The sequence below is a fragment of the Acidithiobacillus caldus ATCC 51756 genome (assembly GCF_000175575.2).
Classification (GTDB): domain Bacteria; phylum Pseudomonadota; class Gammaproteobacteria; order Acidithiobacillales; family Acidithiobacillaceae; genus Acidithiobacillus_A; species Acidithiobacillus_A caldus.
Genome location: NZ_CP005986.1, coordinates 2,441,347 through 2,466,836, shown reverse-complemented (window position 1 = coordinate 2,466,836; position 25,490 = coordinate 2,441,347). Strand labels below are relative to the sequence as shown.

Here is a 25,490-nt window from a genome sequence, read left to right as displayed (position 1 = left end):
CCGCGCAGAGCGCGACAGCGGTGTCGATGGCTCAATCGTCCATGGAGAGGCACAATGTTCAGAAAAATCCTTTTGGTGCTGTGTGTGGCAGGCCTCGCCGGCTGTGCCAACAACCCCTACGGTAGCCCCTATGGCTACGGGTATGGCAATGGTGGCATGAGCAACAATCCCACCACGGACACAGCAGCGGGGGCAGCCCTGGGTGCCGTGGCCGGCGCGGTGGTGGGCAATCAAACGGGTAGTCCGCTCGCGGGCGCGGCCATCGGTGCGGGGCTTGGTGGCCTTGCCGGATACGCCATCTCCCGTCAGAGCCAACAGTCCACGGCCAACTGTCCTCCGGGCTACAACTGCACCCCCACCACACCACCACCCAGTTGTCCTCCGGGCTACAGCTGTACCCCCAACTACTGAGCAAAGCTTGGCATTTTGCAGGAAAACGCGAACGATCTCCTAGAACCCTGGCCCAGTCTCGAGCTTGCCGCTCGCCTCGACTGGGCCCTCAGCCCGAAGCTTCCTGCTCCGTATCGGCAGGCCCTGCTTCAGGAGCAGTGGGTGCAGACCCGCTGCTACTTTGCGCGCAGAACCGATCTCCGTCCCGCTGAGGTGGAGCATTTCTGTAAGGATCCCGATTATGTGGTGCGTCTGTGCATGGCCAAGCGACCAGATCTGTCGCCGGAACAGGTGGCGGCCCTGTGTCGGGACAAGGATCCCAATGTCCGTTATGCCATCGCGCGCAATGCGTTGCTGAGTGCGGAGCAGCGTCGGCAATTGCTGGAGGACAAGGACGAACTCGTCCGCCAGGCTGCGCAAAAGGGCCCACGCCCCAGCCAGACGCGCTGTCGCCCCGGGCAGGTGGCATTGTACCGCTGAATCCAGCGCAATCCTGCACGATTCCGCGACGGCCTGAACACTCGGGCAAACCCCGCTACCGCAGCGGAATCGTTGCCCGCCCGCTGGGATTTTCTCCTTATCTATAAAAAAGACCCCAGTGTCACGATATTGTCACAATCCCACGCTATACTGGTGCCCGAGGCCAGAGGCACGAGGCGGATCCCATGCGGACAAACGAATCTTGGAGGGAACTCCTGAAGAGTTTACAGACGCTGTGTCGGCGGGTTCAGGAGGAGGCCGGTCGACAACGGGTCGAGCGAGAGCAGCGTGATCCCGAAATCCGATGGACCCCGGGGGCTCTGAACCTCTTGGACTACCTGGCCTTGCGCCGCGAGGATCTGCGCGCCTTGCAGGAGGCTCTGGCCGATGCTGGGCTGTCCTCCCTTGGACGCGCCGAAAGCCACGTCCGCGATGCCCTGGAGCGTGTCATTGGCGTGCTCGCGGCGGCAACCGGTGCGCCGGATGCGGAGCATCCGGCCAAAGCCCATGCCTTGGACCGTGTCTGTGCTCATCGTGAGCTGAAGGTACACAGTGAAAACCTGCTGGGGCCAGCGCCCGAAGGCCGCAGCACCCGTATCATGGTCACCATCCCAGGGGAGCGGGCCGCGGATGAGGCTTTTTTCCGTGACTTGCTCCAGGGGGGTATGCAGCTCGCGCGGATCAACTGTGCCCACGACGGTCCGGACATTTGGAAGCGGATGGTGGAAAATCTGCGTCGGGCCAGCGCGGCCACTGGCCTGCCCTGCCGGATCGTGGCGGATCTGCCCGGCCATAAACTTCGTATCGGGGCCTTGCCCATGGTCCCCGGAGTGCAGCACTTGCGGCCGCAACGGGATCGCCTGGGGCGGGTCCAGGAGGCCGCACATCTGCGGGTGTACTGGGATGCTTCCCAAGAAGCTGGTGGCGCCCCCCACTTCCTTCCCCAAAGCCCAAGTGCCCTCCCGGAGCCCGGCGAGGTCTTGCTCCTGCGCGATGCCCGGGGTAAGTGGCGCGCCCTGACCGTCGAGGGAGTACGAGGACAAGAACTGGAACTGAGCGCACAGGCGAGTGTTTATCTCATCAATGGTTGTCCGTGGCACAGCCGACGGCGACCGCACTGCCGCGGCGAAATCCGGGGAATACCGGACGAGCCCGTTGACATACGCTTGCGCCAGGGAGACCGTTTTTGGCTTTATGGCGATGCCGTCGACCCTGTCCCGAGCCTTGCCGATGGGGCTGTGGCGGCGGTCCCCTGTTCCGTCCCCGCCAATTTTGCCCAAGCTCCAGCTGGGGCAGCAAATCTGGATCGACGATGGCAAGATGGCAGCGCAGGTGGTACGTGTCGGTGAGCAGAGGGTGTTGCTGCAGGTAACCCGGGCCAAGGCTGGTGGAACGCGCTTACGGCCCGAACGTGGATTGAACGTTCCGGGACTGCGCCTGGATTTTCCTCCCCTCAGCACCGAGGATCGGGAAAGCCTCCGGGTCATGGCGCCCTTGGTGGATATCATCGGCCTCTCTTTCGTCGAGAGCCCGGAATCCCTGCTCGCCCTGCGCAGGGCGCTGTTGGAATACGGGGCTGAAGGGCTCGGTGTCATTGCCAAGATCGAAACGGCCGAGGCTTTCCGCCGTCTGCCCGACATCGTCTTCAGCGGCATCGGTCACCAGCCCCTGGGGATCATGATCGCCCGCGGCGACCTGGCCATGGAGCTTGGACCAGAACGCCTGGCGGAGGTGCAGGAAGAAATGCTCTGGCTCGCCGACGCTGCCCATTTGCCCGTCATCTGGGCAACCCAAGTCCTGGAGAGCCTGGCCAAGAAGGGGATCATCTCGCGGCCCGAACTCACCGACGCGGCCATGGCGGAACGAAGCGAATGCGTCATGCTCAACAAAGGGCCCTACATTCTGGAAGCGGTGCACAGCCTGGACGATATCCTGCGGCGCATGGAAGGCCATCAGCGCAAGAAATTCGCCTTGATGCGTGCTCTGCATTGGTCCTGAAGGCCCATGAGCCGCGCCCAGGTTTTCGGTATCCGCCTGGCTTTGCACAACAACCGCCAGGATATCGTTTTTCTTCCGCTGCTCGTGCTCGGCTTTTTTGTCCTGGCCCACGCAACCCGGCAGATGTCCGTGCCCTTCACCTTGGGCGAGGCCCTGCCCATTTCCACGCGTCCCAGCGCCCTTGTCGATGACGCCCTCTACACGACGCTGCGGATGCTCGCCGCCGTCGCCGCCTCCCTGATTTTCACCATATTCTATGGGCTTCTGGCCGCTAAAAATCGCTATGCCGGCAAGATCCTCATTCCGCTGCTGGATATCCTGCAGTCCGTACCCATCCTGGGTTATCTTTCCATCACCGTGACCGGCTTCATTGCCCTCTTCCCGGGCAGCCTGATCGGGGTGCAACTCGCCGTGGTCTTTGCCGTTTTCACCTCCCAGGTCTGGAATATGACCTTTGCCTTCTACCAAGCCTTGATCACCCTGCCCAAGGATCTGGACGAGGCTGCTCGCCTCTATCGCCTCAATGCCTGGCAGCGCTTTTTTCGCCTGGAGTTACCCTTTGCCGTGCCGCCGCTGCTGTGGAATACCATGATGTCCATGTCGGGGGGCTGGTTTTTCGTGGTCGCCGCCGAGGCTATTACCGTGGCCGGTCACGAGGTGATGGTGCCGGGTATCGGCTCCTACATTGCCATGGCCATCGCTCAGAAAAATCTGGCGGCCGTTTTCTGGGCCATCCTGGCTATGCTCTTGGTCATTGGGCTCTACGATTTTCTGCTCTTTCGTCCGGTGGTTGCCTGGGCCGACAAATTCAAGTTGGAAACGGGTGCGGACCTGCAGCGGCCGCGTTCCTGGGTGCTCGATTTTCTGCGCCGTAGTCGCCTGGCACAGGCCGTGGCCATGGTTCCGGCGGAGCTTTGGGAATTCTCCCTGCGGATCTTGCCGCCAGGGCGTCCCCATTGGGTCGGGGAGGAAAAGCGCCGTCCGTGGGCAGATGTCCTATTCCTGCTGCTGGTTGGCGGAGTGCTGGTATACGGCTTTTGGCAGTTGTATGCGACCCTCGCGCGGAGCTTCGATCTCACTACACTGGTGCACGTGCTCTTCCTCGGGCTGGTCACCGGTTTGCGTGTCATGGTGCTGGTGGCCCTGTCCCTGCTCATCTGGGTGCCCGTTGGCATCCTCGTCGGTCTACGCCCTGGACTGTCCGGGAGAATTCAGGCGGCCATCCAATTCCTTGCTGCCTTTCCCGCCAATCTCCTGTTTCCTATGGTCGTGCTCGCCATTCTACACTGGCACCTGAACGTCAATATCTGGGTGAGTCCACTGATGATCCTGGGTAGTCAGTGGTACGTGCTTTTCAACGTCATCGGTGCAGCAGCGGCCTTGCCCGCCGATCTCAAGGAGGCGGCGCGCAATCTGGGGCTGCGGGGATGGTTGCTGTGGAAACGGCTCCTCCTCCCGGGCACCTTTCCGGGCACCGTGACTGGCGGTATCACCGCCAGTGGCGGTGCCTGGAATGCCTCCATCGTTGCCGAGGTCGTTTCCTGGGGCAATCACACCCTAGTGGCTACAGGCCTTGGTGCCTATATCACCTTGGCCACCGCTGCCGGGAATTTGAATGCGGTCGCCCTCGGGATCGGTGTCATGTCCTTCTATGTGGTGGTGGTCAACCGCCTCTTCTGGCGCCGGCTTTACGATCTCGCCGCGCGCCGCCTGCGCTTGGACTGAGGAAAACCCATGGTCGATCGCGTCGCCCAAGCCTTGTATCGCCTGACCGGGGTGGGGCGCAGTTTTACCAACCCCGAGGGCAGCGAAATCCGCGTTCTGGAAGGCGTGGACCTGGAACTGCGGGATGGTGAGATCCTCGTCATCGTCGGCCGTTCCGGATCGGGCAAGTCCACCCTTTTGCGAATCCTTGCCGGCCTGCTCCCCGCAAGCCAGGGTAAGGTACTTTTTCGTGAAGAACTCGTCGACGGACCCGTGGCGGGGGCGGCCATGGTCTTTCAAAGCTTTGCCCTTTTTCCCTGGCTCAATGTCTTGCAGAATGTGGAATTGGGCCTGGAGGCCCGCCGCGTTCCGCGCAAAGAGCGGCGGCAGCGGGCGCTGGCCGCCATCGACGCCATTGGCCTGGACGGCTTTGAGTCGGCCTATCCTCGCGAGCTTTCGGGAGGCATGCGCCAGCGGGTGGGCTTCGCCCGTGCCCTGGTCATCGAGCCCCAGGTCTTGCTCATGGATGAGGCTTTTTCTGCACTGGACGTGCTCACCGCCGAGACCTTGCGTGGTGATCTCCTGGACCTGTGGCTGGAGGGCAAGACCGCTACCCGCGGAATCCTCCTAGTCTCCCACAATATCGAGGAGGCCGTCCTGATGGCCGATCGGGTGCTGGTTTTTGGCAGCCATCCCGGAACGATCCGGCGAGAAATCCCCATCCCCCTAGCCCAGCCTCGGGACCGCAGTGCCGAGAATTTTCGCGTCCTGGTGGAGGAAATCTACGGTCTCATGACCACCAGGGACGGGCGGGGGGGCGGCGAGCCCAATCTTCCCGACATTCGCCAGCGCCTGCCGCTGGTCTCCATCAACCGCATGGCCGGGTTGCTGGAGGCTCTGGACGAACTGGGTCGGAAAGGTCAGGGGGCTTGGGTGCGTCTGGCCGCACTGTCTCACGCCAAGGGTTTTTCCATAGACGATCTTTTTCCACTGCTCGAGAGTCTGGAACTACTGGGCTTTGCCGAAACGGAGGAAGATCGGGTTCGTCTCACTACTGCCGGACACCAGTTCGTCCAGGGCGGTGTGCAAGAGCGCAAGCTTCTCTTTGCCCGGCATCTGCTCCAACGGGTACCCTTGGCCGCGCATATCCGTAGCGTTCTGGACGCCCGCACGCACCACCGTGCACCGGCCGCGCGTTTCTTGTCGGAGCTCGAGGATCGCCTGCCCGAGGACGCGGCGCGCTCGGTACTGGAAACGGTGATCTACTGGGGACGCTACGCCGAGATCTTCGCCTACGACGACAACCACGCCGAATTCAGCCTGGACGATCCCGGCTGAAACTTTTCCCGCGGCGTGCCTGGTGGACTCGGGATTTTTCTGGCACTCCCCTGGTGTAGCTGATCCCAGGGCTACGGACGCGGTGAGCGGAATACCCGCGACTTAGAACGACCGGGTGAGCGTTTTATGTGGGGACAAGGTCTGCACGATGACGACGTTGCCAGACCGAAGGAGGCCGCAAAGATCCGCAAGGGCCGCCGAATCGGCTGAATGCGGGCCGATCCGATAGGGGAGGGTATCTGGTCGGGGCGAGAGGATTTGAACCTCCGACCACCTGAACCCCATTCAGGTGCGCTACCAGGCTGCGCTACGCCCCGTGAGCCCTGCACTCTACTTGGAACCGCCGTCGCCGTCAATTGCTCCGCGGCACAGGCGCAGCAGCTGGCCGATCTCGCTGCGCAGAAAGCGCAGACGTTGCGGCCAAGGCGTCTCCTCTCCCGCTGTCACCAGATCCTCCATACCCAGACTGAGCTGGTCGGGGTGGGTGGCGACGGTCTCCCGCGGGCGTGGTTCCTGCAGCCGGTCGCGGGCGCCGTGGATGGTATAGCCCTCGCCGTAGAGCAGTTGGCGAATGGCGCGCGCCAGAAGGAGATCGTGTTTTTGATAGTAGCGACGATTACCGCGTCTTTTGAGTGGGCGTAATTGCGGAAACTCTTGTTCCCAGTAACGCAGTACGTGTGCCTTGACACCGCAGAGTTGCGCTGCCTCACTGATGGAGAAGTAGCGTTTGTCCGGAATGTCGGGCAGTGGTTCCAGTTTGCCCGCTTTAACTTTGCTGCTCGGACCTGCCATTCACATAGGCCTTGAGCTTTTGACTGGGGTGAAAGGTCACCACCCGCCGTGCGGTTATGGTAATTTCCACTCCCGTCTTGGGATTCCGGCCTGGGCGGGGATTTTTCTCGCGCAGGGTAAAGTTGCCAAAGCCCGATAGCTTCACCTCTTCCCCACGCGCCAAGGTCTCCCGAATACTGTCAAAAAAAGACTCGACGATACCCTTGGCCTCGCGTTTGTTCAGGCCCATGGTATCGTACAACATATCCACGATCTCCGCTTTGGTCACCGCCATGTTTCACCCCTGGATGCGCAGCTGAATGGATCCCAGTGTCCGCAGCGCGGCGAGGATCCTCTCTAATTCGCCCTGTACCTCGGATTCCGTGAGCGTCCTGTCGTCTTCCTGCAGGAGCAGCCCGACCCCAAGTCCGTAATGTCCCGGCGCCACCTGGCTTCCCTGGTAGCGATCGAATATCCAGTGCTCCCGCACGGCGCGGCTGGCCGCCTCCCGCACCGTCCGCAGCACCTGGCCGGCGCTGATGCCCTCGGGCACGATCAGGGCCAGATCCCGCCGCAGGCCAGGTTGTGACGGAATGGGCTGGAAGTGGACCGATTTTCCGTGCTTGGCCAAGGCTTCCAAGTCTAGATAGAAGAGAAAGGCCGCCTTGTCCAGTTCGTAACGCTCGTGCAGGTTTGGGCGCAGCGCGCCGATGCTGCCCAAGAGCGACCCATCGAGCCAGAGATCGGCAGACTGACCAGGGTGCAGATTGGGATTGCAGCTACGTCGATACTCCAGATCCAGCGTCTGCCAATGGCGGAGCAGACCCTCGACATCGCCCCGCAGATCGTAGAAATCGCACCACGGAGACGGCCCGGACCAATGCTCCGGCAGGGCCGGGCCGTGTATCACGCCAGCTAGTTGCAGCCTTTGCTGCGCACCGGTAAAGATGCGTCCCATCTCAAAGAGCCGCACCCGCTCCTGCTGCCGGTTGACGTTGAACTGCAGGGCCTGTAGCAGCCCAGGCCAAAGGCTGCCGCGCAGGACGGCCAGGTCGTTGCTCAAGGGATTGCGCAGGGCAACGGGTTCGTCGTCCGGGCAAAAGCGCGCCTGAGCCTCAGCGGAGATGAAACTGTAGGTAATGACCTCGTGATAATCCCGGGCAACCAGAAAAGCGCGCAGCGCTTCGGCACGTGGCTCCGGCGCGAGCGGGTGGGGCGCCAGTAGGCCGAGTGGCTGGCGCTGCGGCAACTGATCGTAGCCGCTGATCCGCGCAATTTCCTCGATGAGGTCGGCCTCGATCCGCAGGTCGTAGCGATGGCTTGGCGGCTGTACCCGCCAGCTTCCCTCACCCTGAGCCTCCACACTGCAGCCCAGCGCCGACAGTATCTCCCGAATGCGCTCGGCGGGTGGCGCAAAGCCCAGGATCCGCGCCACCCGCTGGCTTCGTAGTGGGATCCAGGGTAGATCGGGTTCGGCGTTGGCGACCATGGCGCTCGCCAATACGGTGACGCGGGCGTGGTGGGCCATGCTCTGCCACGTTGCCACCGCCGCCGGCAGGCCAAGACGAAAGTCCACGCCGCGCTCGAAGCGCATTGCTGCCTCGGTCTGCAGCCCCAGGCGCCGCGCCCGGCCCTGCACGGCCTTTGCCTGAAAGTAGGCGGATTCCAGAACGATCCGGCGGGTATCGTCGTGGACCGCAGTGCGACGTCCGCCGATGATGCCGGCCAGGGCCACCGGACCCTCGTCATCGGCAATGACGAGCATGTCGGATTCCAGAATCCGATCGCGCCCATCCAGTGCATCCAGGATTTCTCCGGATCGGGCCCAGCGTACCGTCAAACCGCCGCGGATTTGGTCGGCGTCGAAGGCGTGCATGGGCTGACCCAGGGCGAGCATCTGCAGGTTGAGCCAGTCCACCACGGGTGCTACCTGGCGCTGCCCACTGCGCCGCAAGCGTTCGCGCAGGTGGTCGGGCAGGCGCGTGGGCAAATCCTCCAGAAGCAGCGCGTGGTAGCGTGGACAAGCTTGTGCAGCGGCAGGCTCCACGGCGATCTGCAGACGCTCGCCCAGGGGTGCCCTCTGCGCTTGCTGCGCCCAGGATACGGCCTGCGGCTGCCAGGCGCGCAACATTCCGGCACCCAGGGCCGAGAGATCCCGCGCAATCCCCAGGTAGGAGAAGGCATCGCCGCGATTGGGGGTGATGCCCAAGGTCAGAATCTCATCGTCCAGGCGCAGATAATCGTACAGGGCATGCCCCAGGGGTGCCTGCGCATCCAGCTCCAGCAGGCCGCTGCTGCCATCGGCAAGGTTCAGTTCCGCGGCAGAGCAGAGCATGCCCTCGGAGCGCACCCCCCGCAGCTCCGTTTCCTGGATATGGACGTCGCCCGGCAACAAAGCCCCCGGCAGAGCCAGAGGCACGCACTGGCCGGGACGGAGGTTAGCAGCGCCACAGACCACCTGGCGCAAACGACCGTCGCCAGCGTCCACCTCCGCTATGCGCAGTTTTTCCGCTTGCGGGTGCGACCGCACGGTGCGAACCGCAGCGACAACGACGCCCGGCAACGGGGAAGCCGCACGGTCGATGGCTTCCACCTCGATGCCACCCATGGTGAGGCTCTCGGCGAGGCGCTGCGTACTCCAGCTGCTGTCCAGCCAAGCCTCGCGTAACCATTGGATGCTGATCTGCATGGCTATCCTCAGGCAAACTGGCGCAGAAAACGAATATCGTTTTCAAAGAAGAGCCGCAGATCGTTTACCCCATAACGCAGCATGGTCAGTCGCTCCACACCCAGGCCAAAAGCAAAGCCGGCAAAGCGCTCATTGTCTACGCCGGCCATCTCCAGTACCGAGGGGTGGACCATGCCGCAGCCCAGAACCTCCAGCCAGCCCGTCTGCTTGCACACGCGACAGCCCTTGCCTTCGCAGATGACACAGCCCACATCGACTTCCGCCGATGGCTCGGTAAAGGGGAAATAGGAGGGTCGAAATCGCACCGGCAGATCCTTGCGCTGGAAGAAGGCCTGCAGAAAATCGGCAAGCAGTCCGCGCAGATCGGCAAAATTGACGGATTCGTCCAGGAAAAGCCCTTCCACCTGGTGAAACATGGGCGTATGCGTAAGATCCGAGTCGCGCCGATAGACGCGACCCGTGGCAATCATGCGCAGGGGCGGTTCATGCGACTCCAAGTAGCGTATCTGTACGGGCGAGGTGTGGGTGCGCAGGACGTGACTGTCGTCCAGATAGAAGGTGTCGTGCATGGCCCGGGCAGGATGGTCGGCGGGAATGTTGAGGGCCGTGAAATTGTGAAAGTCGTCCTCGATTTCCGGGCCATCCGCCACCTCGAATCCGAGCTGGGTGAAGAATTCCTCGATCCATTGGAGCGTCTGGCGAATGGGGTGCAGGCTGCCGTGCTGCACGGCTCGCCCGGGCAGGGTGATATCGATGCTCTCGGCGGCCAGACGCGCCACCATGGCCTCTTCCTCGAGCACCCTACGGCGCGCCTCGAGCCACTCCTGAATGTCGTCCTTGAGCACATTCAGTTTTTGCCCGGCCTCCCGGCGCGCCTGGGGATCGAGCCCCGCCAGAGCCTGCATGGCCTGGGTGAGCATCCCTTTTTTACCCAGATACTGTACGCGCAGGGCTTCCAGGGCGCGAAGGTCCTGCGCCCCGGCTATGCTGTCTGCGATCTCCGCGGAGGAGGCCATGGAGCTTCCCGCGTCGGCCATAGCCTCGTCCTCGCTTAGGCTGCGGCGCTGTGCTGTTCCTTGGCCAACTCCACCAAGCGCGAAAAAGCTTCCTTGTCGCGTACGGCGATGTCGGCCAGAACCTTGCGGTCCAACTGCACGCCGGCGCGCAGGAGGCCGTTCATGAAGCGGCTGTAACTCATGCCTTCGGCTCGTGCCGCGGCGTTGATACGGACGATCCACAGACTGCGGAAATCGCGCTTCTTGGTACGACGATCCCGGTATTCGTAGGTCAGCGCCTTCATCACCGCCTGATGGGCGATGCGATAGTTGCTCTTGCGTTGACCGCGGAAACCCTTGGCACGATCCAATACCTTCTTGTGCCGGGCGTGGGCCGTGACGCCCCGTTTTACTCTTGGCATGACTCAACTCCTCTCAACATGGATACCTCTGGGCTACCTGAACCCTTAGGCGTACGGTAGCATCCGTCGCAGAGCGGCCTGGTCGCTGCCCGAGGTCACCAGGGTGTGCCGCAGGTGACGTTTGCGCTTGGTGCTCTTCTTGGTCAGAATATGATTCAAGAAGGCCTGACGGTGCTTGAACTTGCCGGAGCCGGTACGCTTGAAACGCTTGGCAGCCCCGCGATTGGTCTTCATTTTTGGCACGATACTCTCCTATTTCTTCCGTGGCGCGATCACCATCACCATCTGCCGACCTTCCATCCGTGGTCGTTGTTCCACCACGCCCATTTCCAGCAAATCCTTTTCCACCCGGTTGAGGACTTCCATGCCCAATTCTGGATGGGTCATCTCGCGACCGCGAAAACGCAGGGTAATCTTGACACGGTCTCCATCCTCCAGAAAGCGCACGATGTTGCGTAACTTGATCTGATAGTCGGCGTCATCGGTCCGGGGTCGAAACTTGATCTCCTTGACCTGACTCTGCTTTTGCTTACGTCGCGCCTCATGCTGCCGCTTGCTTTCCTGAAAGCGGTATTTCCCGTAATCCATGATTCGGCAGACGGGCGGGTTGGCTTGTGGAGCGATTTCCACGAGATCCAGATCCGCGGATTCCGCTGCTGCCAGTGCCTCGAACAGAGACACGATACCCAACTGGTCCCCTTCAACGCCAATGAGACGGACCTTTGCGGCCGTGATCTCCCGATTGACGTTTACCTCTTTCTCCGTCGCGATAGTCCTACCCTCCCCCTAGCCCTGCCAATCGAGGGCGTTTTGACGGCTCTCGTCCATTGCCTTCAGATTTGCCGCCACATCCGCGAGCTTCAGGCTTCCCAGATCTACGCCGTCGCGACTGCGCAGAGCCACCTCACCAGCCGCCTTTTCGCGTTCCCCAACGACGGCAAGGAAGGGGACCCGACGCAAAGTGTGGGCGCGTATTTTATAGCCGATCTTCTCGTTTCTCAAGTCCGATTCGACCCTTAGACCCGCCGCGCCGAGGGTGGACTGGACCATTTGGGCATAGTCGGCCTGATGCTCACTGATGGGCAGGACGACCACCTGGGTGGGCGCAAGCCAAAGGGGAAATTTCCCCTCGTAGTGTTCGATGAGAATGCCGAAGAAACGCTCTATGGAGCCAAAGATGGCTCTGTGGACCATGATGGGGGTCCGGCGGCTACCGTCCTCATCCACGTATTCCATGGCAAAACGCTGGGGCAGATTGAAATCGAGCTGGATGGTGCTGCACTGCCACTTTCGACCGATGGCGTCTTCGATCTTGAGGTCGATCTTGGGGCCATAGAAGGCCCCGCCACCGGCGTCGACCCGGTATTCGAGGCCGGCCCGGGCCAGGGCGCCCTCCAGGGCGCGGGTCGCGGTCTCCCAGATCTCGTCGCTGCCGACGGAGTGCTCGGGGCGGGTGGAGAGGTGGACCTCATAGCGTTGGAAGCCGAAGGTGCCGAGAATATTCTGGGTGAGGGCGAGGACTCCAGCGATCTCCGCCTCGATCTGGTCGGGGCGGCAGAAGATGTGGGCGTCGTCCTGGGTAAAGCCGCGCACGCGCATGAGCCCGTGCAAGGCTCCGGACATCTCGTGGCGGTACACCGTCCCAAGCTCCGCCCAACGAATGGGCAGATCCCGGTAGGAACGTAGCGTGTTCTTGTAGATGAGGATGTGGAAGGGGCAGTTCATGGGCTTGAGCTGGTAGGGCTCGCCCTCGTCTTCCATGGGTTGGAACATGGAGTCGGCGTAAAAATCCTTGTGGCCCGAGGTAAACCAGAGTTTCTCGTGGGCTATGTGGGGCGTGTAGAGCAACTCGTAGCCGCCCCTGAGGTGAGCCTGCCGCCAGTAATCCTCGATGACCTTGCGTATTTGCGCTCCCTGGGGATGCCAGAAGACCAGGCCGCCACCGGCATCTTCCTGAATGGAAAAGAGGTCCAGATCCCGTCCGATACGGCGATGATCGCGGCGTTCGGCCTCGGCCATCTGCGCAAGGTAAGCGTCCAGTTCCTTCTGGGTCGCCCAGGCGGTACCGTAGATACGTTGCAGCATGGGATTGCGGGCATCGCCCCGCCAATAGGCGCCGGCCACCCGCAACAGCTTGAAGGCCCCCAGCACTCCGGTGCGCGGAACGTGTGGTCCGCGGCACAGGTCCACGAAGTCCCCTTGGTGGTAGAGGGTCAGGGGCTCGTCGGCCGGGATGTCGCGGATGATCTGGACCTTGTAGTCTTCCCCGAGGTCCGCAAAGCGGGCGATGGCCTCCTCCCGCGAGACCGTCTCGCGTCGGACCGGAAGGTCCGCCTGAACCAGTTCGTGCATGCGCTTTTCGATGGCCTCGAGGTCTTCCGGGGTGAAGCCCCGCGAAAAGGCAAAATCGTAGTAGAAACCCTGGTCGATGACTGGCCCGATGGTCACCTGGGCCTCAGGGAACAGATCCTGTACCGCCTGGGCCAGCAGGTGCGCCGTGGAGTGGCGCAGAATCTCGAGACCCTCCGGCGTGTCTTTGGTGACTATGGTTACCTCGGCATCCGTGGCGATGGTGCGGGAAAGATCCTGCAACTGCCCGTTTACGCGCATGGCCAAGGCTGCCTTGGCCAGACCCTTGCCAATACTCTCAGCCAGTTCCACTCCCGTGACGGCAGCCGGGAACGACCGTACCGTGCCGTCGGGTAAGCGTATGTCGGGCATGCTGCCTCCAAAGAAAAAGCACCAGTGAGGAAAGCCTCCTGGTGCGGGCCCTTCTGATACCGAATTGGTAGGCACGGGCGGTTTCGAACCGCCGACCTCTACCGTGTCAAGGTAGCGCTCTCCCCCTGAGCTACGCGCCTGGAGAGCGCGAAGATAGCAAGCCGCCCTGGCCCCGTCAAGATTTTCTCAGCAGAGGCAGGACATTGAAGCGCCAGATGAAGCCGGGTATGGCGAAGACCGCGAACATGCACAGGGCGATGACATAGAACTCCCAACCCTCGGGACTGAGGTGGCCATCCAGTTTCCATTCCATCCCCATGCCGATACACCCCGCCAGAAAATACATGGCAAGCCATTCCCCGAGATACCAGGCCAGAGACTTTTCACCCTGTGGACCGACGATGAAGCGGCGCGAGCTCAGCCACGGCAGATTGGCAGCAAGAAAGGCGATGAAGATGTAGATCAATGACCAGTTCTGCAAGGACATCACAAGACTCCCTGAAGGGCTTGGAAGCAGAGGCCGAGCAGGGCCCCCGGCAATATCCCTAGCAACAAGAGTGCCACACTGTTGAGACCGAGCACGGTACGGGTCAGGGCATCCGGGGCGAGTTCCGGGGCATCCTGGGGCACGGGATCAAAATACATGACCTTGACCACCCGCAGATAGTAGAAGGCACCGACCACCGCCATGAGGATGGCAAAAACGGCGAGGGGCACGTAGCCCGCCTGAACCAGAGCTTGAAAGACAGCGAGTTTGGCCGTAAAGCCGACGGTGGGCGGCACGCCCGCCATGGAAAACATGACGATGAGCATGAGCAGTGCGTACCAGGGCCGACGCTGGGCAAGACCGGCAAAGTCGGCAATATCCTCCGCCTCGAAGCCTTCCCGACTGAGCAGCAGGATCATCCCGAAACCGGCCGCCGCCATCAGCGCATAAACGAGCACATAGTAGAAGGCACTGGCCAGCCCGTTGGCGTTGCCGGCGACGATACCCAGGGACAGAAAACCGATGTTGCTGACGGTGGAGTAGGCCAACATCCGTTTGAGATTGCTCTGGGCGATGGCGACGACATTGCCGATGAGCAGGGACGCCACGGCCAGAGCGACAAACAGTTGCTGCCAGATCTCCACCGCACCGGCATTGCCCTGTGCCAGAATGCGGAGGACCAGAGCAAAGGCGGCGACCTTGGGGGCCGTGGCCATGAACAGGGTCATGACCGTTGGCGCCCCCTGGTAGGCGTCGGGAATCCACATGTGAAAGGGTGCCGCACCGAGTTTGAAGGCGATGCCCGCCACCACGAAGACCAGAGCCATGGTCAGCACGAAATTATCGGCACCGGCATTGACCAAGCCCCCGGCAATGTGGGCGATGTCCAGGCTTCCCGTGAGGCCATAGAGCAGAGACATGCCGTACAGTAACAAGCCCGACGCCAGGGCACCCAGGATGAAGTATTTCAGCGCTGCTTCCACCGCCCGTAGGTTGTCCCGCTGCAGGGCGACCAGGGCGTACTGACTCAGGGCCAGGAGTTCCAGCCCAAGATACAGGATCAGGAGATTCGCTCCGGAGATCATGATCATGCTGCCGAGCAGGGCAAAGAGCAGCAGAACGAAGACCTCGCCACGGTACAGGCTGCGTTCGCGCAGATATCGCGGCGAGTAGAGGAGCACGAGGAGACTGAGCAACTCCACCGACAGCTCGGCCACCAGGGTGAAGGGATCCAGGAGCAGCTGGCCGGCAAAGGCCGAGCCATTGAGACCCCACTGCGCCAGTGTCAGCAGCATGGCGCCCAGGATCGTCACCGCGCTGAGCAGCGCCGCCAGGTGTGGGCTGCGCTGCCCCCAGAACAGATCGGCCAGCAATACCGCGCAAGCCATCACCAGCACCCAGATCTCGGGGATGGCAAAGGTCCAATGGTGCAAGAGGGCGGGCATCAAAAGCTCCTTCATGCGGGAATCTTGCTGACGGCCACCTGCGTCAGCAGATGCTGCACAGAGGCGTGGACGATGTCGAGAAAGGGCGCTGGCCACACCCCCATGAGCAGGGTGAGGACGGCCAGGGACCCCAGCACGAGAAATTCCTGCAGGTTCAAATCCTGCAGGGCCGCCACCTGCGGGTGGATGACGGGTCCGAAAATGACGCGCTTGAAGAGCCAGAGGGTGTAGCCGGCACCGGTGATGAGACCCGTTGCCGCGACGATGGCCGCCCAGGGCTGTACCTGGTAGGTACCCAGTACCACCATGAACTCACCGACGAAGCCCGAGGTGCCGGGCAGACCCACGTTGCCCATGGCGAAAAGCATCATGAAGCTCGCGAAGATGGGCATGACGTTGGCCACCCCACCGTAGGCGTGGATGTCGCGCGTGTGCATGCGATCGTAGAGCACCCCGATGCACAGGAACATGGCCGCGCTGATGAAGCCGTGGGAAAGCATCTGGATGATGCCCCCCTCCATGGCTGTGGCATCAAAGACAAAGAATCCCAGGGTCACGAAACCCATGTGGGCGATGGAGGAGTAGGCCACCAGCTTTTTCATGTCCTGCTGGACGATGGCCACCAGGGCGATGTAGACGATGGCGATGAGGGACAGGAGGACCATCAACCAGGCCAGGTGGTGGCTTGCGTCCGGGGTGATGGGCAGGCTCAGGCGCAGAAAACCGTAGGCGCCCATCTTCAGCATGACGGCGGCGAGGATCACGGAGCCCGCTGTGGGTGCCTCCACGTGGGCGTCCGGCAGCCAGGTGTGCACCGGCCACATGGGGATCTTCACCGCAAACGCCAGGAAGAAGGCCAGGAAAATCCAGATCTGCGCCACCATGCCCAGGGGAGTGTTCTGGAAGGTGAGGAGGTTGAAGCTACCACCGCTGTGGAAATGCAGGTAGAGCAGGGCAACCAGCATCAGCACCGAGCCCAGGAAGGTGTACAGGAAGAACTTGATGGTGGCGTAGACTCGCCGCGGTCCGCCCCAGACCCCGATGATGAGGAACATGGGGATGAGGGTGGCTTCCCAGAAAAAGTAAAAGAGGATGGCATCCAGGGCGCAGAACACACCGATCATCAACCCGTCCATGATGAGGAAGGCCCCCAGGAACTGCGCCAGGCGCCTTTCCACATTGGTCCAGGAGCTGATCACCACGAGGATCGTAAGGAAGCTGGTCAGGAGCACGAACCACAGGGAGATACCATCCACTCCCAGGTGGTAATCGATGTTCAAGGCCGGAATCCAGGGGATCCGCTCCACAAACTGCATGGCGGCGGTGCGGGTGTCGAAGCCCGCCAGGATTTCCAGGGTAATGGCAAAGGTCACGACCGAACCCAGCAGGGCCACCCAGCGAACCAGGGTCGCGCGTTTATCGCCCAGGGCCAGCACCAGGATACCAAAGGCGATGGGCACCCAGATGGATTGACTCAGTACAGCCTCAGTCCACACGATTCAGCCCCTCCAGATCATGAAATAGCTCATGAACAGGACGAGGCCGATGATCATGGCAAAGGCATAGTGGTAGATATAACCGCTTTGCAGGCGGCGCCAGGATAGGGCTGCGCGACCCACCTCCCGGGCCGAGCCATTGACGAGCCAGCCGTCGATGACCTGCTCATCGCCCTGATGCCAGAAGCGCCGTCCGAACCAGAGGGCAAGAGGTACCAGGACCCCGTTGTTGAAGGCGTCGAAGCCATATTTTTTGCGCAGGATCCAGGAAAAAGGCGCGAGGGCGCGGTCAAGGCGCGCGGGGACACCGTCGTGCCAGGCATAGAAATAGGCCGCCAAGGCGATCCCCGACAGGGCCAACCAGAACGGCCAGGCCATGAGGCCCTCCAGTACGAAGGCCCAGGCGCCATGCCAGTGCGCGGCAATCTCGGCCACGGTATCGAGCCCTGGGCGGATGCTCAAGGAAGTATCGAGAAAGCTCCCGAGACCCACGGGACGCACGTAGGCCCAGCCCGCGTACACGGCGGGCACACTGAGGGCAAGGAGGGGTAGGGTAATCACCCAGGGGGACTCGTGCAGATGTGCCCGGGTGTGCTCATCCATCCGCGGCGCACCGTGAAAAACGAGAAAAAACATGCGAAAGGTGTAGAGTGCGGTCACCAGCACCCCGAGGACGAGGAAGGCATGGGCCCAACCCGCGCCGGGAATGTGGGACAGACCAACAGCCTCGATGATGAGGTCCTTGCTGAAAAAACCCGAGAAGGGCGGAATACCCGCCAGGGCGAGACTGCCGATGAGGAAGGTGACGTAGGTCACCGGCATGTGGCGCCGAAGGCCGCCCATCTTGCGGATGTCCTGTTCGTTGGCCATGGCGTGGATCACGGAGCCCGCCGCCAGGAAGAGCAGGGCCTTGAAAAAGGCATGGGTCATCAGGTGGAAAATGGCCGCCGAGAAAGCCGATGCCCCGAGCGCTGCCGTCATGTAGCCCAACTGGGACAGGGTGGAATAGGCAATGATCCGTTTGATGTCGTTTTGCACGAGACCGATGAGTCCCATGGACAGGGCCGTGATGGCGCCGATGAGGAGGATGACGGACAGCGCCGTGGTGGACTCCTCGTAGATGGGCGACATGCGTGCCACCATGAAAATGCCGGCGGTGACCATAGTGGCGGCGTGGATCAGGGCCGAGATGGGCGTGGGGCCCTCCATGGACTCCGGCAGCCAGACGTGCAGCGGCACCTGAGCCGATTTACCCATGGCGCCGATGAAGAGCAGGATGGCGATCCAGGTAAGCACGGACCAGTGCGCGCCGGGAATGATCTCCACCGTTTGCCCGACGAGACCGGGAACCGCCGCAAAAACCGTGCGGTAGTCGAGGCTTCCGCAGTAATGGTAAATGGCGGCAATGCCCAAAAGAAAGCCAAAGTCGCCCACGCGGTTGACGAGGAAGGCCTTGATGGCAGCCTGGTTGGCGCTCTCGCGCGTGAACCAGAAACCGATGAGCAGGTAGGAAACGAGCCCCACGGCCTCCCAACCAAAAAAGAGCTGCAAGAAATTGTTGCTCATCACCAGCATCAACATGCTGAAGGTGAACAGGGCGATGTAGCTGAAAAAGCGCGCGTAGCCCGGATCGTCGTGCATGTAGCCGATGGTGTAGATGTGCACGCACAGGGATACGAAGGTGACCACCACCAGCATCAGCGCCGTGAGACTGTCGATGTCAAAACCGATGGAAACGGGCAGACTCCCCAACACACCCCAGGTATACACGTTGCCGTAGAAGCCGATCCCGTGGACGCTTTGCCAGAGAACGTGCAGGGAAAGCACAAAGGACAGGGCGACGCCCAGGATGGGAAACCAGTGCGCCTGCTCCCGCAACTTCCAGCCGAAGAGACCGGCAATCAGGGCGCCCGCCAACGGGGCGAGGGGGATCAGAAGATAGACAAAAAGCGGGCTTTGCCCATGCAGCCATTGGAAAATCCACATACTAGCCCCGTAATTCGTCGATGTCGTCCACGTTGATGCTGTGACGCTTGCGGAAGTACACCACCAGGATGGCGAGCCCGATGGCCGCTTCGGCCGCGGCCACCGTCAGTATGAAGAACACGAAGATCTGTCCTTCCAGATTACCGAGATAGCGGGAAAAGGCCACAAAGTTGATGTTCACGGCCAGGAGCAGGATCTCGATGGCCATGAGCAGGATGATGACGTTCTTGCGATTGAGAAAGATGCCGACGACGCCAATGGAAAAGAGTAGAGCGCCCAGGATGAGCCAGGCCGCGAGGGTAGGCTGGCCGCTCATGGACGCGGCCTCCGCAGATCCACGAGCCTGAGGCGCTCACTGACCTTCACTGCTAGCTGCCGGCCGATATCCTGAGTCTTGCTCTGGGGCCGACGCCGCAGGGTCAGGGCGATGGCGGCGATGATGGCAATGAGGAGAATGACCGCCGCAATTTCAAAGGGATACAGATACTGTGTGTAGAGCAGTCCGCCCAAGGCCCGGGTGTTGTCGGCATTGGCCGGCAGGGCGGCGGGGGCAGGCACGTGCCCCAGAGGCGCCGTCCAAAAGACGGCGGCGAGTTCCAGAACCCCCAGGATCGCCACCGCCAGCCCCAGGGGCAGATAGTGCAGAAAGCCCTCCTGCAGGCGAGCCAGATTGATATCCAGCATCATCACCACGAACAAAAACAGCACCATCACCGCGCCCACGTAGACGAGGATCAGGATGAGGCCCAGAAACTCCGCACCCAACAGCAGGAACAAGGCCGCGGCATTGAAGAAGGCCAACACCAGATAGAGGCTCGCGTAGACCGGATTGCGGGCGGTGATGACGAGCAACGCCGACAGCAGGAGAATGGCCGAAAATACGTAAAAAAGCAGGGTCGTCACCAGCATCCGCCCACTCCCTCAGCGGTAGGGGCGGTCGGCCGCCCGATCCGCGGCCAGCTGCCGTTCCAGGCGGTCGCCGTTGGCGAGCAGCCGCTCCTTGTTGTACAGGAGCTCCGCCCGCGTCTCGGCATGGTAATCGAAGACCCGGCTCTCGACGATGGAATCCACGGGACAGGATTCCTCGCAGAGCCCGCAGAAGATGCATTTGCTGAGATCGATATCGTAGGCCGTGGTGCGCCGGGTACCGTCGGCCCGCTCCTCGCCACGGATGGTAATGGCCAGTGCCGGGCAGACGGCCTCGCAGAGCTTGCAGGAGATGCAGCGTTCCTCGCCATTCTCGTAGCGCCGCAGGGCGTGCAGTCCGCGGAAGCGGGGCGACTGGGGAGTGCGCTCTTCCGGGTACTGCACCGTGAACTTCCGGCCAAAGAAATAGCGTCCCGTCAGCTGCATGCCACGCAGGAGCTCGGTCAGGAAAAAGCTGTGGAACCACTGTTTTGGACGTATCTGCATGGTGGCTTCTCTCTAGCGCAAGAGGCTGCGTAAGGGCGTCTCCAGGGCGATGCCGATGACCACGATCCAGGCGATGGTCACCGGGATGAATACCTTCCACCCCAGCCGCATGATCTGATCGTAACGATACCGTGGAAAAGTGGCGCGAATCCAGAGAAAGACGTACAGCAGGAAAGCCGTCTTCAACAGCAGCCAGACGATACCCGGAACCCAGGTGAAGGGCGCAATGGCCAAGGGCGGGTACCAACCGCCCAGGAAAAGCACCGAAGTGAGCAGGGAGACGAAGATCATGTTGGCGTATTCCGCCAGGAAAAAGAGCGCAAAGCCCATGCCCGAATATTCCACGTGAAAACCGGCGACGATCTCCGATTCGCCCTCGGCGACATCGAAGGGCGCCCGGTTGGTCTCGGCGACTCCCGAGATGAAGTACACCAGGAAGAAGGGAAAGAGGGGCAACCAGTACCAGGACCAGAAGCCGCCGCCCGCCTGCGCCGCGACGATCTTGCTGAGGTTCAGGCTCTGCGCCACCATCAACACGCCCACCAAGGCAAAGCCCATGGCGATTTCATAGGCGACGAGCTGGGCCGCGGCGCGCATGGCTCCCAAAAAGGCGTACTTGGAGTTGGAGGCCCAGCCGGCAACGATGATCCCGTAGACACCCAGCCCGGCGACGGCGAGCACGTAGAGCAGGCCCGCATTCATGTTGGCGATGGCCACATCGGGACCGAAAGGTACCGCAGCCCAGACCAGCATGGCCGGTACGAAGGCCAGCACCGGCGCCGTCAGAAAAAGGAAGCGGTTGGCATTGGTGGGGATGACCACTTCCTTGAAGAGCAGCTTCAGGGCATCGGCAATGGGTTGCAGCAGGCCGCGAAAGCCCACCCGGTTGGGGCCAAGACGGATCTGCATGTAACCGATGACCTTGCGCTCGGCCAGGGTGAGATAGGCGACGGCAGCCAGCAGGGGGACGAGAACCGCGACGATCTTCAGCAAGGACCAGAGGGCTGGCCACCAGGGGGTCGAGGTGAGCTCCGCAAAGACCATGAATGCTCCTTCAGACCGCTTGTCGCCGCGCCGCGCGGCCCACTGCACAGGATCCTGCCACGCCACCCAGGGCAACGCTCTCGGCCGTTCCCAGCGGCAACCACACGGAGCCCCGGGGAATCCCCGCGTCCGCCAGCAGTGGCAGGGCAACCAGGGCACCTCCCGCCCTTTGCAATTCCACCACGCTGCCCAAGCCCCGCGCCTCGATGTCGTCGGGGTGCATGCGGCAGGCTGCGCGCCGGCGCAGGGGGTTCGCGCGGCGGACCAGAGGATCGGCCGTGTAGATGGTCCAGTCCCCGAGTAGGCGTAGATCGCCCTCGGGCAGCGGCTCGGCGGCGGCCATTGCCAGCTCTGGGAAGGTGCCAAAGGCGGGCACATCCAAGGGGAAATCCCCCAGAGTGCCGTGCCAGGCGGCCTGAACCTCCTCGAGATCGTTGAAGGCGAGGCCGGCGATGCCCAGATGATCGGCCAGCACACGCAGCACCTTCCAGCCCGGACGGGCCTCGCCCACGGGTGCCACCGCGGCCCGATAGTGTTGCAGACGCCCCTCGTTGTTGATGAAGCTGCCGGCACTCTCAGCCCAGCTGGCCAGGGGCAGGAAGACCTGGACCGAATCCGGCAGGTGGCCGGTGAAATGGCCAAGGGCCAGCACGAATTCTGCCTGCCCCAAGGCGTGCCGCGCTGCCTCTGCATCCAGGCTATCGTACGTCGGCTCCACACCGTAGAGCACAAAGCCCTTGTGGGCGTTGGACCAGGTGGGGCTGCGATCCCCCGCCACGCTCGCGCCCCCGGGCCGGCGCTGGGGAACGCAGCCCAAAAGCCAGGCACCGGCGGCATTGGCGGCGTTGGCAAGCCAGCCGGTCCGGGCCCCGGCAAGCGCGGCAACGCGCTGGATGGCCAGCAGCAGTTCGGCGGCCCGGGGATGCTGCAGGGCGTCGTTACCGATGAGCAACAGCGGGTCCTCCGCCGTGCGCAGGGCCGTGGCCAAGCGCGCCAGCGCTCCCTCGTGGGATTGCGCCGTGGCACCGCGCAATAGCTCCTCGAGGCGCTGGTAGAGGCCGAGATCGTTTCCGGTCTCCGAGAAGATTCCCTGCACCGGAAAGTTGAATTCCCGCAGTACGGTGTTGATGGCGTAGATCTCGGCACCCGCCAGGGCTGCCTTGCGCAGGCGGTGGTTGGTCAGGGGTTGCTGCTCCCGCGGGAAGGCATGGCAGAGGAGAACGGTGCGCTCCCGTTCCAGGTCCTCGAGACTCATGTTGAGGGCGGGGTAGAGGGGCATGGCGGCGTCGGCGCGGAAATCCGTCTGCCGCAGCCGATGCTCGATGTGCGCCACGCCCAGCGCGCGAAAGAGCGCCTGAAAAAGAAAAAGCTCTTCGTTGCTGCTATTGGGGGATATGAGTGCGGCGATGGCCTGCGGACCGTGTTTCTGGATGAGGTGCTCCAGACCCGCCGCAGCCACCTCGAGGGCTTCTGCCCAGCTGGCCGGTTGCAGGCTACCGTTGACGCGCAGCAGGGGAGTCTGGCCACGGTCGCTGGCCGCAAGCCCGGCGTAGGCGAAGCGGCCCTTGTCGCAGATCCATTCCTCGTTGACGCTCTCGTTGGCGCGTGGCAACACCCGCAGCACGTCCTTGCCCAGGCTTTGCACGTCGGTGTTGCAGCCCGTGGAGCAGTGCGGACAGAGGCTTGGGGTGTGCTTCAGTTCCCAGGAGCGCGCCTTGTACCGAAAGGGTTTGCTGGTCAGGGCGCCGACGGGACAGAGGTCGATCATGTTGCCCGACAGCTCCGACGACACGGCCTTGGCCACGTAGGTGCTGATGGCTTCCTTTTCGCCGCGGCCGACCACCCCCAGTTCCATGATGCCGCCGATCTCCTGACCGAAGCGCACGCAGCGGGTGCACTGGATGCAGCGGGTCATCTCCGTGGCGATGAGTGGGCCGATGTCCTTGTCCGCTACGACCCGCTTCTCCTCCTGATAGAAGCTGTGGGGATTGGCGTAGCCCATGGTGATGTCCTGCAGTGGACACTCGCCCCCTTGGTCACAGACCGGACAATCCAGGGGATGATTGATGAGCAGGAACTCCAGGACCCCCTGCTGCGCCGCCTTCGCCTTGGCCGAGCGGGTCTGGATCTTCATGCCGTCGGCGCAGGGGGTAGCGCAGGCGGGCAGAGGTTTCCACTGCTTCTCCACGTCCACCAGACACATGCGGCAATTGGCGGCGATGGACAACTTGGGGTGGTAGCAGAAGACCGGGATGTAGATACCCAGCTGTCGCGCCGCCTCGAGGATGGTGGTACCGGCGGCGACGTCCAGTTCCCGGCCATCGATCTCGATGTGTGGCATCAGGCGGCCCTCCGCTGTCCCACCAGACACTGGCCATGGCGGATGTGGTGCTCGTACTCATCGCGGAAGAGTTTGATGGAGCTGACCACCGGCGCCACCCCCCCATCGGCCAGGGCGCAGATGGTACGGCCCTCGATACGCGCGCCGACATTGAGAAGGAGGTCGATGTCCTGGGCGCGGCCCTGACCATTTTCGATGCGGTGCATGACCCGCCACAGCCAGCCCATACCCTCGCGACAGGGGGTGCACTGACCGCAGGACTCGTGCATGTAGAAGCGGGCGATACGCTCCACTACGCGAACGATACAGACGCTGTCGTCGATGACGATGACCGAGCCGGCCCCCAGGGCCGAGCCAGCCTTGGCGATGGAGTCGTAGTCCATGGTGCATTCCATCATGGTGGCACCGGCGAGCATGGCGGTGCTGGTCCCACCGGGGATCACCGCCTTGAGGCTCCGACCCGGATGGAGGCCGCCGGCCATGTCCAGCAGTTCCGGAAAAGGGGTGCCCATGGGCACTTCATAATTGCCTGGGCGCTGCACCTGACCGGTCACCGAAAATATCTTGGTACCGCCGTTGTTGGCCTTGCCGAGATCGAGAAACCACTGGCCGCCGCGGACGATGATGTCGGGCACCGAGGCAAAGGTCTCGACGTTGTTGATGGTGGTGGGGCGACCGTACAGACCATAGCTGGCCGGGAAGGGCGGCTTGAAGCGTGGCTGGCCTTTCTTGCCTTCCAGAGCCTCCATCAGCGCCGTTTCCTCTCCACAGATGTAGGCGCCGGCACCGCGGTGGACGTACAGGTCGAAGGAGAACTCCTGTCCGAGGATACGTTCTCCCAAGAAGCCCGCGGCGTAGGCCTCCTCCAGGGCCGCCTCGACCCGACGGATGGGTTCGATGAACTCACCGCGGATGAAGATATAACCGGCACGCGCGCCCATGGCATAGGCGCCGATGATCATGCCCTCGATGAGCCGATGCGGCTCGTAGCGCATGATATCGCGATCCTTGCAGGTGCCGGGTTCCCCCTCGTCGGCGTTGCAGAGCAGATACTTGGTGCCCGACACCCCCTTGGGCATGAAACTCCATTTGAGGCCCGTGGGAAAACCCGCGCCACCACGCCCGCGCAGGGCAGAGGTCTTCATCTCGGCAATCACCTGCTCAGGCGTGATGCCTTCGGCAAAGATCTTGCGCAGGGCTTGGTAGCCGCCCGTCGACTCATAGACCGACAGGCGATGGGAATCCGGGATCCCGCGATTCTTGAGGGTAACGCCGTTAACGTACATCGCTCGATCCTCCGCGCAGTTGCTCGATGAGGGCGTCCACACCCTCCGGGGTCAGATGCTCAACGTAGCGGTCGCCCAGATGCAGGACCGGGGCGTCCTTGCAGGCGCCCAGACACTCCACTTCCTGCAGGGTGAAGAGCCCGTCCGCCGTGGTCTCGCCGATGCCGATACCCAGACGCTTCTGCAGGTGCGCCAGAATATCGTCGGAGCCATTGAGAAAGCAGGAAACGCTGCCGCACACACAGAGCTTGTGCTTGCCCACGGGTTTGAGGTCGTACATGGTGTAAAAGGTGGCGACCTCGAAGGCCTGAATACTCGGTATCCCCAGCACCTCGGCCACCTCCTCGATGAGCTCCGTGGGCAGCCAGCCGTGCTCTTCCTGGGCAATGCGCAGGGCCGCGAGCAGGGCAGAGCGGGCCTGATCGACAGGATACTTGCGCCGCTCGGCGGCGATGGCGGCAAGGGCGTTTTCCGTAAGCATGGC

At 62.5% G+C, this 25,490-nt stretch carries 25 protein-coding genes and 2 tRNA genes; 6 read left to right on the top strand and 21 right to left on the bottom strand.

Going from position 1 to position 25,490, the window contains the following annotated elements; genetic code table 11:
* Nucleotides 1-54 precede the first annotated feature (54 nt).
* The 6 genes from ACAty_RS12045 (at nt 55) to ACAty_RS12020 (ending at nt 5,910) form a co-directional block, all read left to right on the top strand.
* Complete coding sequence (locus ACAty_RS12045) at nt 55-411, top strand: YMGG-like glycine zipper-containing protein (RefSeq protein ID WP_004868979.1); 357 nt, start codon at nt 55-57, stop codon at nt 409-411.
* A gap of 15 nt (nt 412-426) precedes the next feature.
* A complete protein-coding gene (locus ACAty_RS12040; RefSeq protein ID WP_014003489.1) occupies nt 427-870 on the top strand; it encodes a hypothetical protein in 444 nt (147 codons plus the stop codon).
* Nucleotides 871-1,055: 185 nt separating this feature from the next.
* On the top strand, nt 1,056-2,219 hold the full coding sequence (locus ACAty_RS16525) for a pyruvate kinase (RefSeq protein ID WP_038472294.1): 1,164 nt from the start codon (nt 1,056-1,058) through the stop codon (nt 2,217-2,219).
* A complete protein-coding gene (locus ACAty_RS16520) occupies nt 2,191-2,868 on the top strand; it encodes a pyruvate kinase (RefSeq protein ID WP_004868973.1) in 678 nt (225 codons plus the stop codon). Before ACAty_RS16525 ends, ACAty_RS16520 begins: the two co-directional genes overlap by 29 nt.
* A gap of 6 nt (nt 2,869-2,874) precedes the next feature.
* Nucleotides 2,875-4,593: an ABC transporter permease gene (locus ACAty_RS12025; protein ID WP_004868971.1), complete on the top strand. Its 1,719-nt coding sequence runs from the start codon at nt 2,875-2,877 to the stop codon at nt 4,591-4,593.
* 9 nt (nt 4,594-4,602) lie between these two features.
* Nucleotides 4,603-5,910, top strand: coding sequence for an ABC transporter ATP-binding protein (locus ACAty_RS12020; protein WP_004868969.1), 1,308 nt, complete (start codon nt 4,603-4,605; stop codon nt 5,908-5,910).
* A 240-nt stretch (nt 5,911-6,150) separates the two neighbouring features.
* Here the strand turns inward: ACAty_RS12020 and ACAty_RS12015 are convergent.
* The 21 genes from ACAty_RS12015 to nuoE all read right to left on the bottom strand — a co-directional run bounded on the left by ACAty_RS12015 (nt 6,151) and on the right by nuoE (nt 25,487).
* Nucleotides 6,151-6,227 (bottom strand) — tRNA-Pro (locus tag ACAty_RS12015).
* Between the two features lie 13 nt (nt 6,228-6,240).
* The gene (locus tag ACAty_RS12010) at nt 6,241-6,702 is read right to left on the bottom strand and encodes a MerR family transcriptional regulator (protein ID WP_004868968.1); all 462 of its coding nucleotides are present in this window, start codon (nt 6,700-6,702) and stop codon (nt 6,241-6,243) included.
* Nucleotides 6,677-6,976, bottom strand: a complete 300-nt coding sequence (locus ACAty_RS12005) for an integration host factor subunit alpha (RefSeq protein ID WP_004868965.1) — start codon at nt 6,974-6,976, stop codon at nt 6,677-6,679. Before ACAty_RS12005 ends, ACAty_RS12010 begins: the two co-directional genes overlap by 26 nt.
* 3 nt (nt 6,977-6,979) lie before the next feature.
* The gene (gene pheT / locus ACAty_RS12000; RefSeq protein ID WP_004868964.1) at nt 6,980-9,370 is read right to left on the bottom strand and encodes a phenylalanine--tRNA ligase subunit beta; all 2,391 of its coding nucleotides are present in this window, start codon (nt 9,368-9,370) and stop codon (nt 6,980-6,982) included.
* 8 nt (nt 9,371-9,378) lie between these two features.
* Nucleotides 9,379-10,407 carry a phenylalanine--tRNA ligase subunit alpha gene (pheS, locus tag ACAty_RS11995; protein ID WP_004868962.1) on the bottom strand — a complete coding sequence of 343 codons (1,029 nt, stop codon included), beginning with the start codon at nt 10,405-10,407 and terminating at the stop codon, nt 9,379-9,381.
* Between the two features lie 14 nt (nt 10,408-10,421).
* Nucleotides 10,422-10,787 carry a 50S ribosomal protein L20 gene (gene rplT, locus ACAty_RS11990; RefSeq protein WP_004868960.1) on the bottom strand — a complete coding sequence of 122 codons (366 nt, stop codon included), beginning with the start codon at nt 10,785-10,787 and terminating at the stop codon, nt 10,422-10,424.
* A 45-nt stretch (nt 10,788-10,832) separates the two neighbouring features.
* Nucleotides 10,833-11,030 carry a 50S ribosomal protein L35 gene (rpmI, locus tag ACAty_RS11985; RefSeq protein WP_004868958.1) on the bottom strand — a complete coding sequence of 66 codons (198 nt, stop codon included), beginning with the start codon at nt 11,028-11,030 and terminating at the stop codon, nt 10,833-10,835.
* Between the two features lie 9 nt (nt 11,031-11,039).
* Nucleotides 11,040-11,558: a translation initiation factor IF-3 gene (gene infC / locus ACAty_RS11980; RefSeq protein WP_077272672.1), complete on the bottom strand. Its 519-nt coding sequence runs from the start codon at nt 11,556-11,558 to the stop codon at nt 11,040-11,042.
* Between the two features lie 15 nt (nt 11,559-11,573).
* Entirely contained in the window at nt 11,574-13,508 is a 1,935-nt protein-coding gene (thrS, locus tag ACAty_RS11975; protein ID WP_038472288.1) for a threonine--tRNA ligase, read from the bottom strand.
* Between the two features lie 65 nt (nt 13,509-13,573).
* Nucleotides 13,574-13,648: transfer RNA gene (locus ACAty_RS11970), tRNA-Val, on the bottom strand.
* Between the two features lie 35 nt (nt 13,649-13,683).
* Nucleotides 13,684-13,995, bottom strand: coding sequence for a DUF2818 family protein (locus tag ACAty_RS11965; RefSeq protein WP_004868945.1), 312 nt, complete (start codon nt 13,993-13,995; stop codon nt 13,684-13,686).
* Entirely contained in the window at nt 13,995-15,440 is a 1,446-nt protein-coding gene (nuoN, locus tag ACAty_RS11960; RefSeq protein ID WP_004868943.1) for an NADH-quinone oxidoreductase subunit NuoN, read from the bottom strand. Before nuoN ends, ACAty_RS11965 begins: the two co-directional genes overlap by 1 nt.
* Before the next feature lie 11 nt (nt 15,441-15,451).
* Nucleotides 15,452-16,936, bottom strand: a complete 1,485-nt coding sequence (locus tag ACAty_RS11955; protein WP_004868942.1) for an NADH-quinone oxidoreductase subunit M — start codon at nt 16,934-16,936, stop codon at nt 15,452-15,454.
* A gap of 3 nt (nt 16,937-16,939) precedes the next feature.
* A complete protein-coding gene (nuoL, locus tag ACAty_RS11950) occupies nt 16,940-18,922 on the bottom strand; it encodes an NADH-quinone oxidoreductase subunit L (RefSeq protein WP_004868940.1) in 1,983 nt (660 codons plus the stop codon).
* A 1-nt stretch (nt 18,923) separates the two neighbouring features.
* Nucleotides 18,924-19,238: an NADH-quinone oxidoreductase subunit NuoK gene (gene nuoK, locus ACAty_RS11945; RefSeq protein ID WP_004868938.1), complete on the bottom strand. Its 315-nt coding sequence runs from the start codon at nt 19,236-19,238 to the stop codon at nt 18,924-18,926.
* Nucleotides 19,235-19,831, bottom strand: coding sequence for an NADH-quinone oxidoreductase subunit J (locus ACAty_RS11940; protein ID WP_004868937.1), 597 nt, complete (start codon nt 19,829-19,831; stop codon nt 19,235-19,237). The genes nuoK and ACAty_RS11940 overlap by 4 nt, the downstream gene beginning before the upstream one ends.
* Before the next feature lie 12 nt (nt 19,832-19,843).
* On the bottom strand, nt 19,844-20,335 hold the full coding sequence (gene nuoI / locus ACAty_RS11935; protein WP_004868933.1) for an NADH-quinone oxidoreductase subunit NuoI: 492 nt from the start codon (nt 20,333-20,335) through the stop codon (nt 19,844-19,846).
* A 12-nt stretch (nt 20,336-20,347) separates the two neighbouring features.
* The gene (gene nuoH / locus ACAty_RS11930; RefSeq protein ID WP_004868931.1) at nt 20,348-21,379 is read right to left on the bottom strand and encodes an NADH-quinone oxidoreductase subunit NuoH; all 1,032 of its coding nucleotides are present in this window, start codon (nt 21,377-21,379) and stop codon (nt 20,348-20,350) included.
* A gap of 10 nt (nt 21,380-21,389) precedes the next feature.
* Entirely contained in the window at nt 21,390-23,720 is a 2,331-nt protein-coding gene (gene nuoG, locus ACAty_RS11925) for an NADH-quinone oxidoreductase subunit NuoG (protein WP_004868929.1), read from the bottom strand.
* The gene (nuoF, locus tag ACAty_RS11920) at nt 23,720-25,006 is read right to left on the bottom strand and encodes an NADH-quinone oxidoreductase subunit NuoF (protein WP_004868928.1); all 1,287 of its coding nucleotides are present in this window, start codon (nt 25,004-25,006) and stop codon (nt 23,720-23,722) included. Before nuoF ends, nuoG begins: the two co-directional genes overlap by 1 nt.
* Nucleotides 24,996-25,487 carry an NADH-quinone oxidoreductase subunit NuoE gene (nuoE, locus tag ACAty_RS11915; RefSeq protein WP_004868926.1) on the bottom strand — a complete coding sequence of 164 codons (492 nt, stop codon included), beginning with the start codon at nt 25,485-25,487 and terminating at the stop codon, nt 24,996-24,998. The genes nuoF and nuoE overlap by 11 nt, the downstream gene beginning before the upstream one ends.
* Nucleotides 25,488-25,490 lie beyond the last annotated feature (3 nt).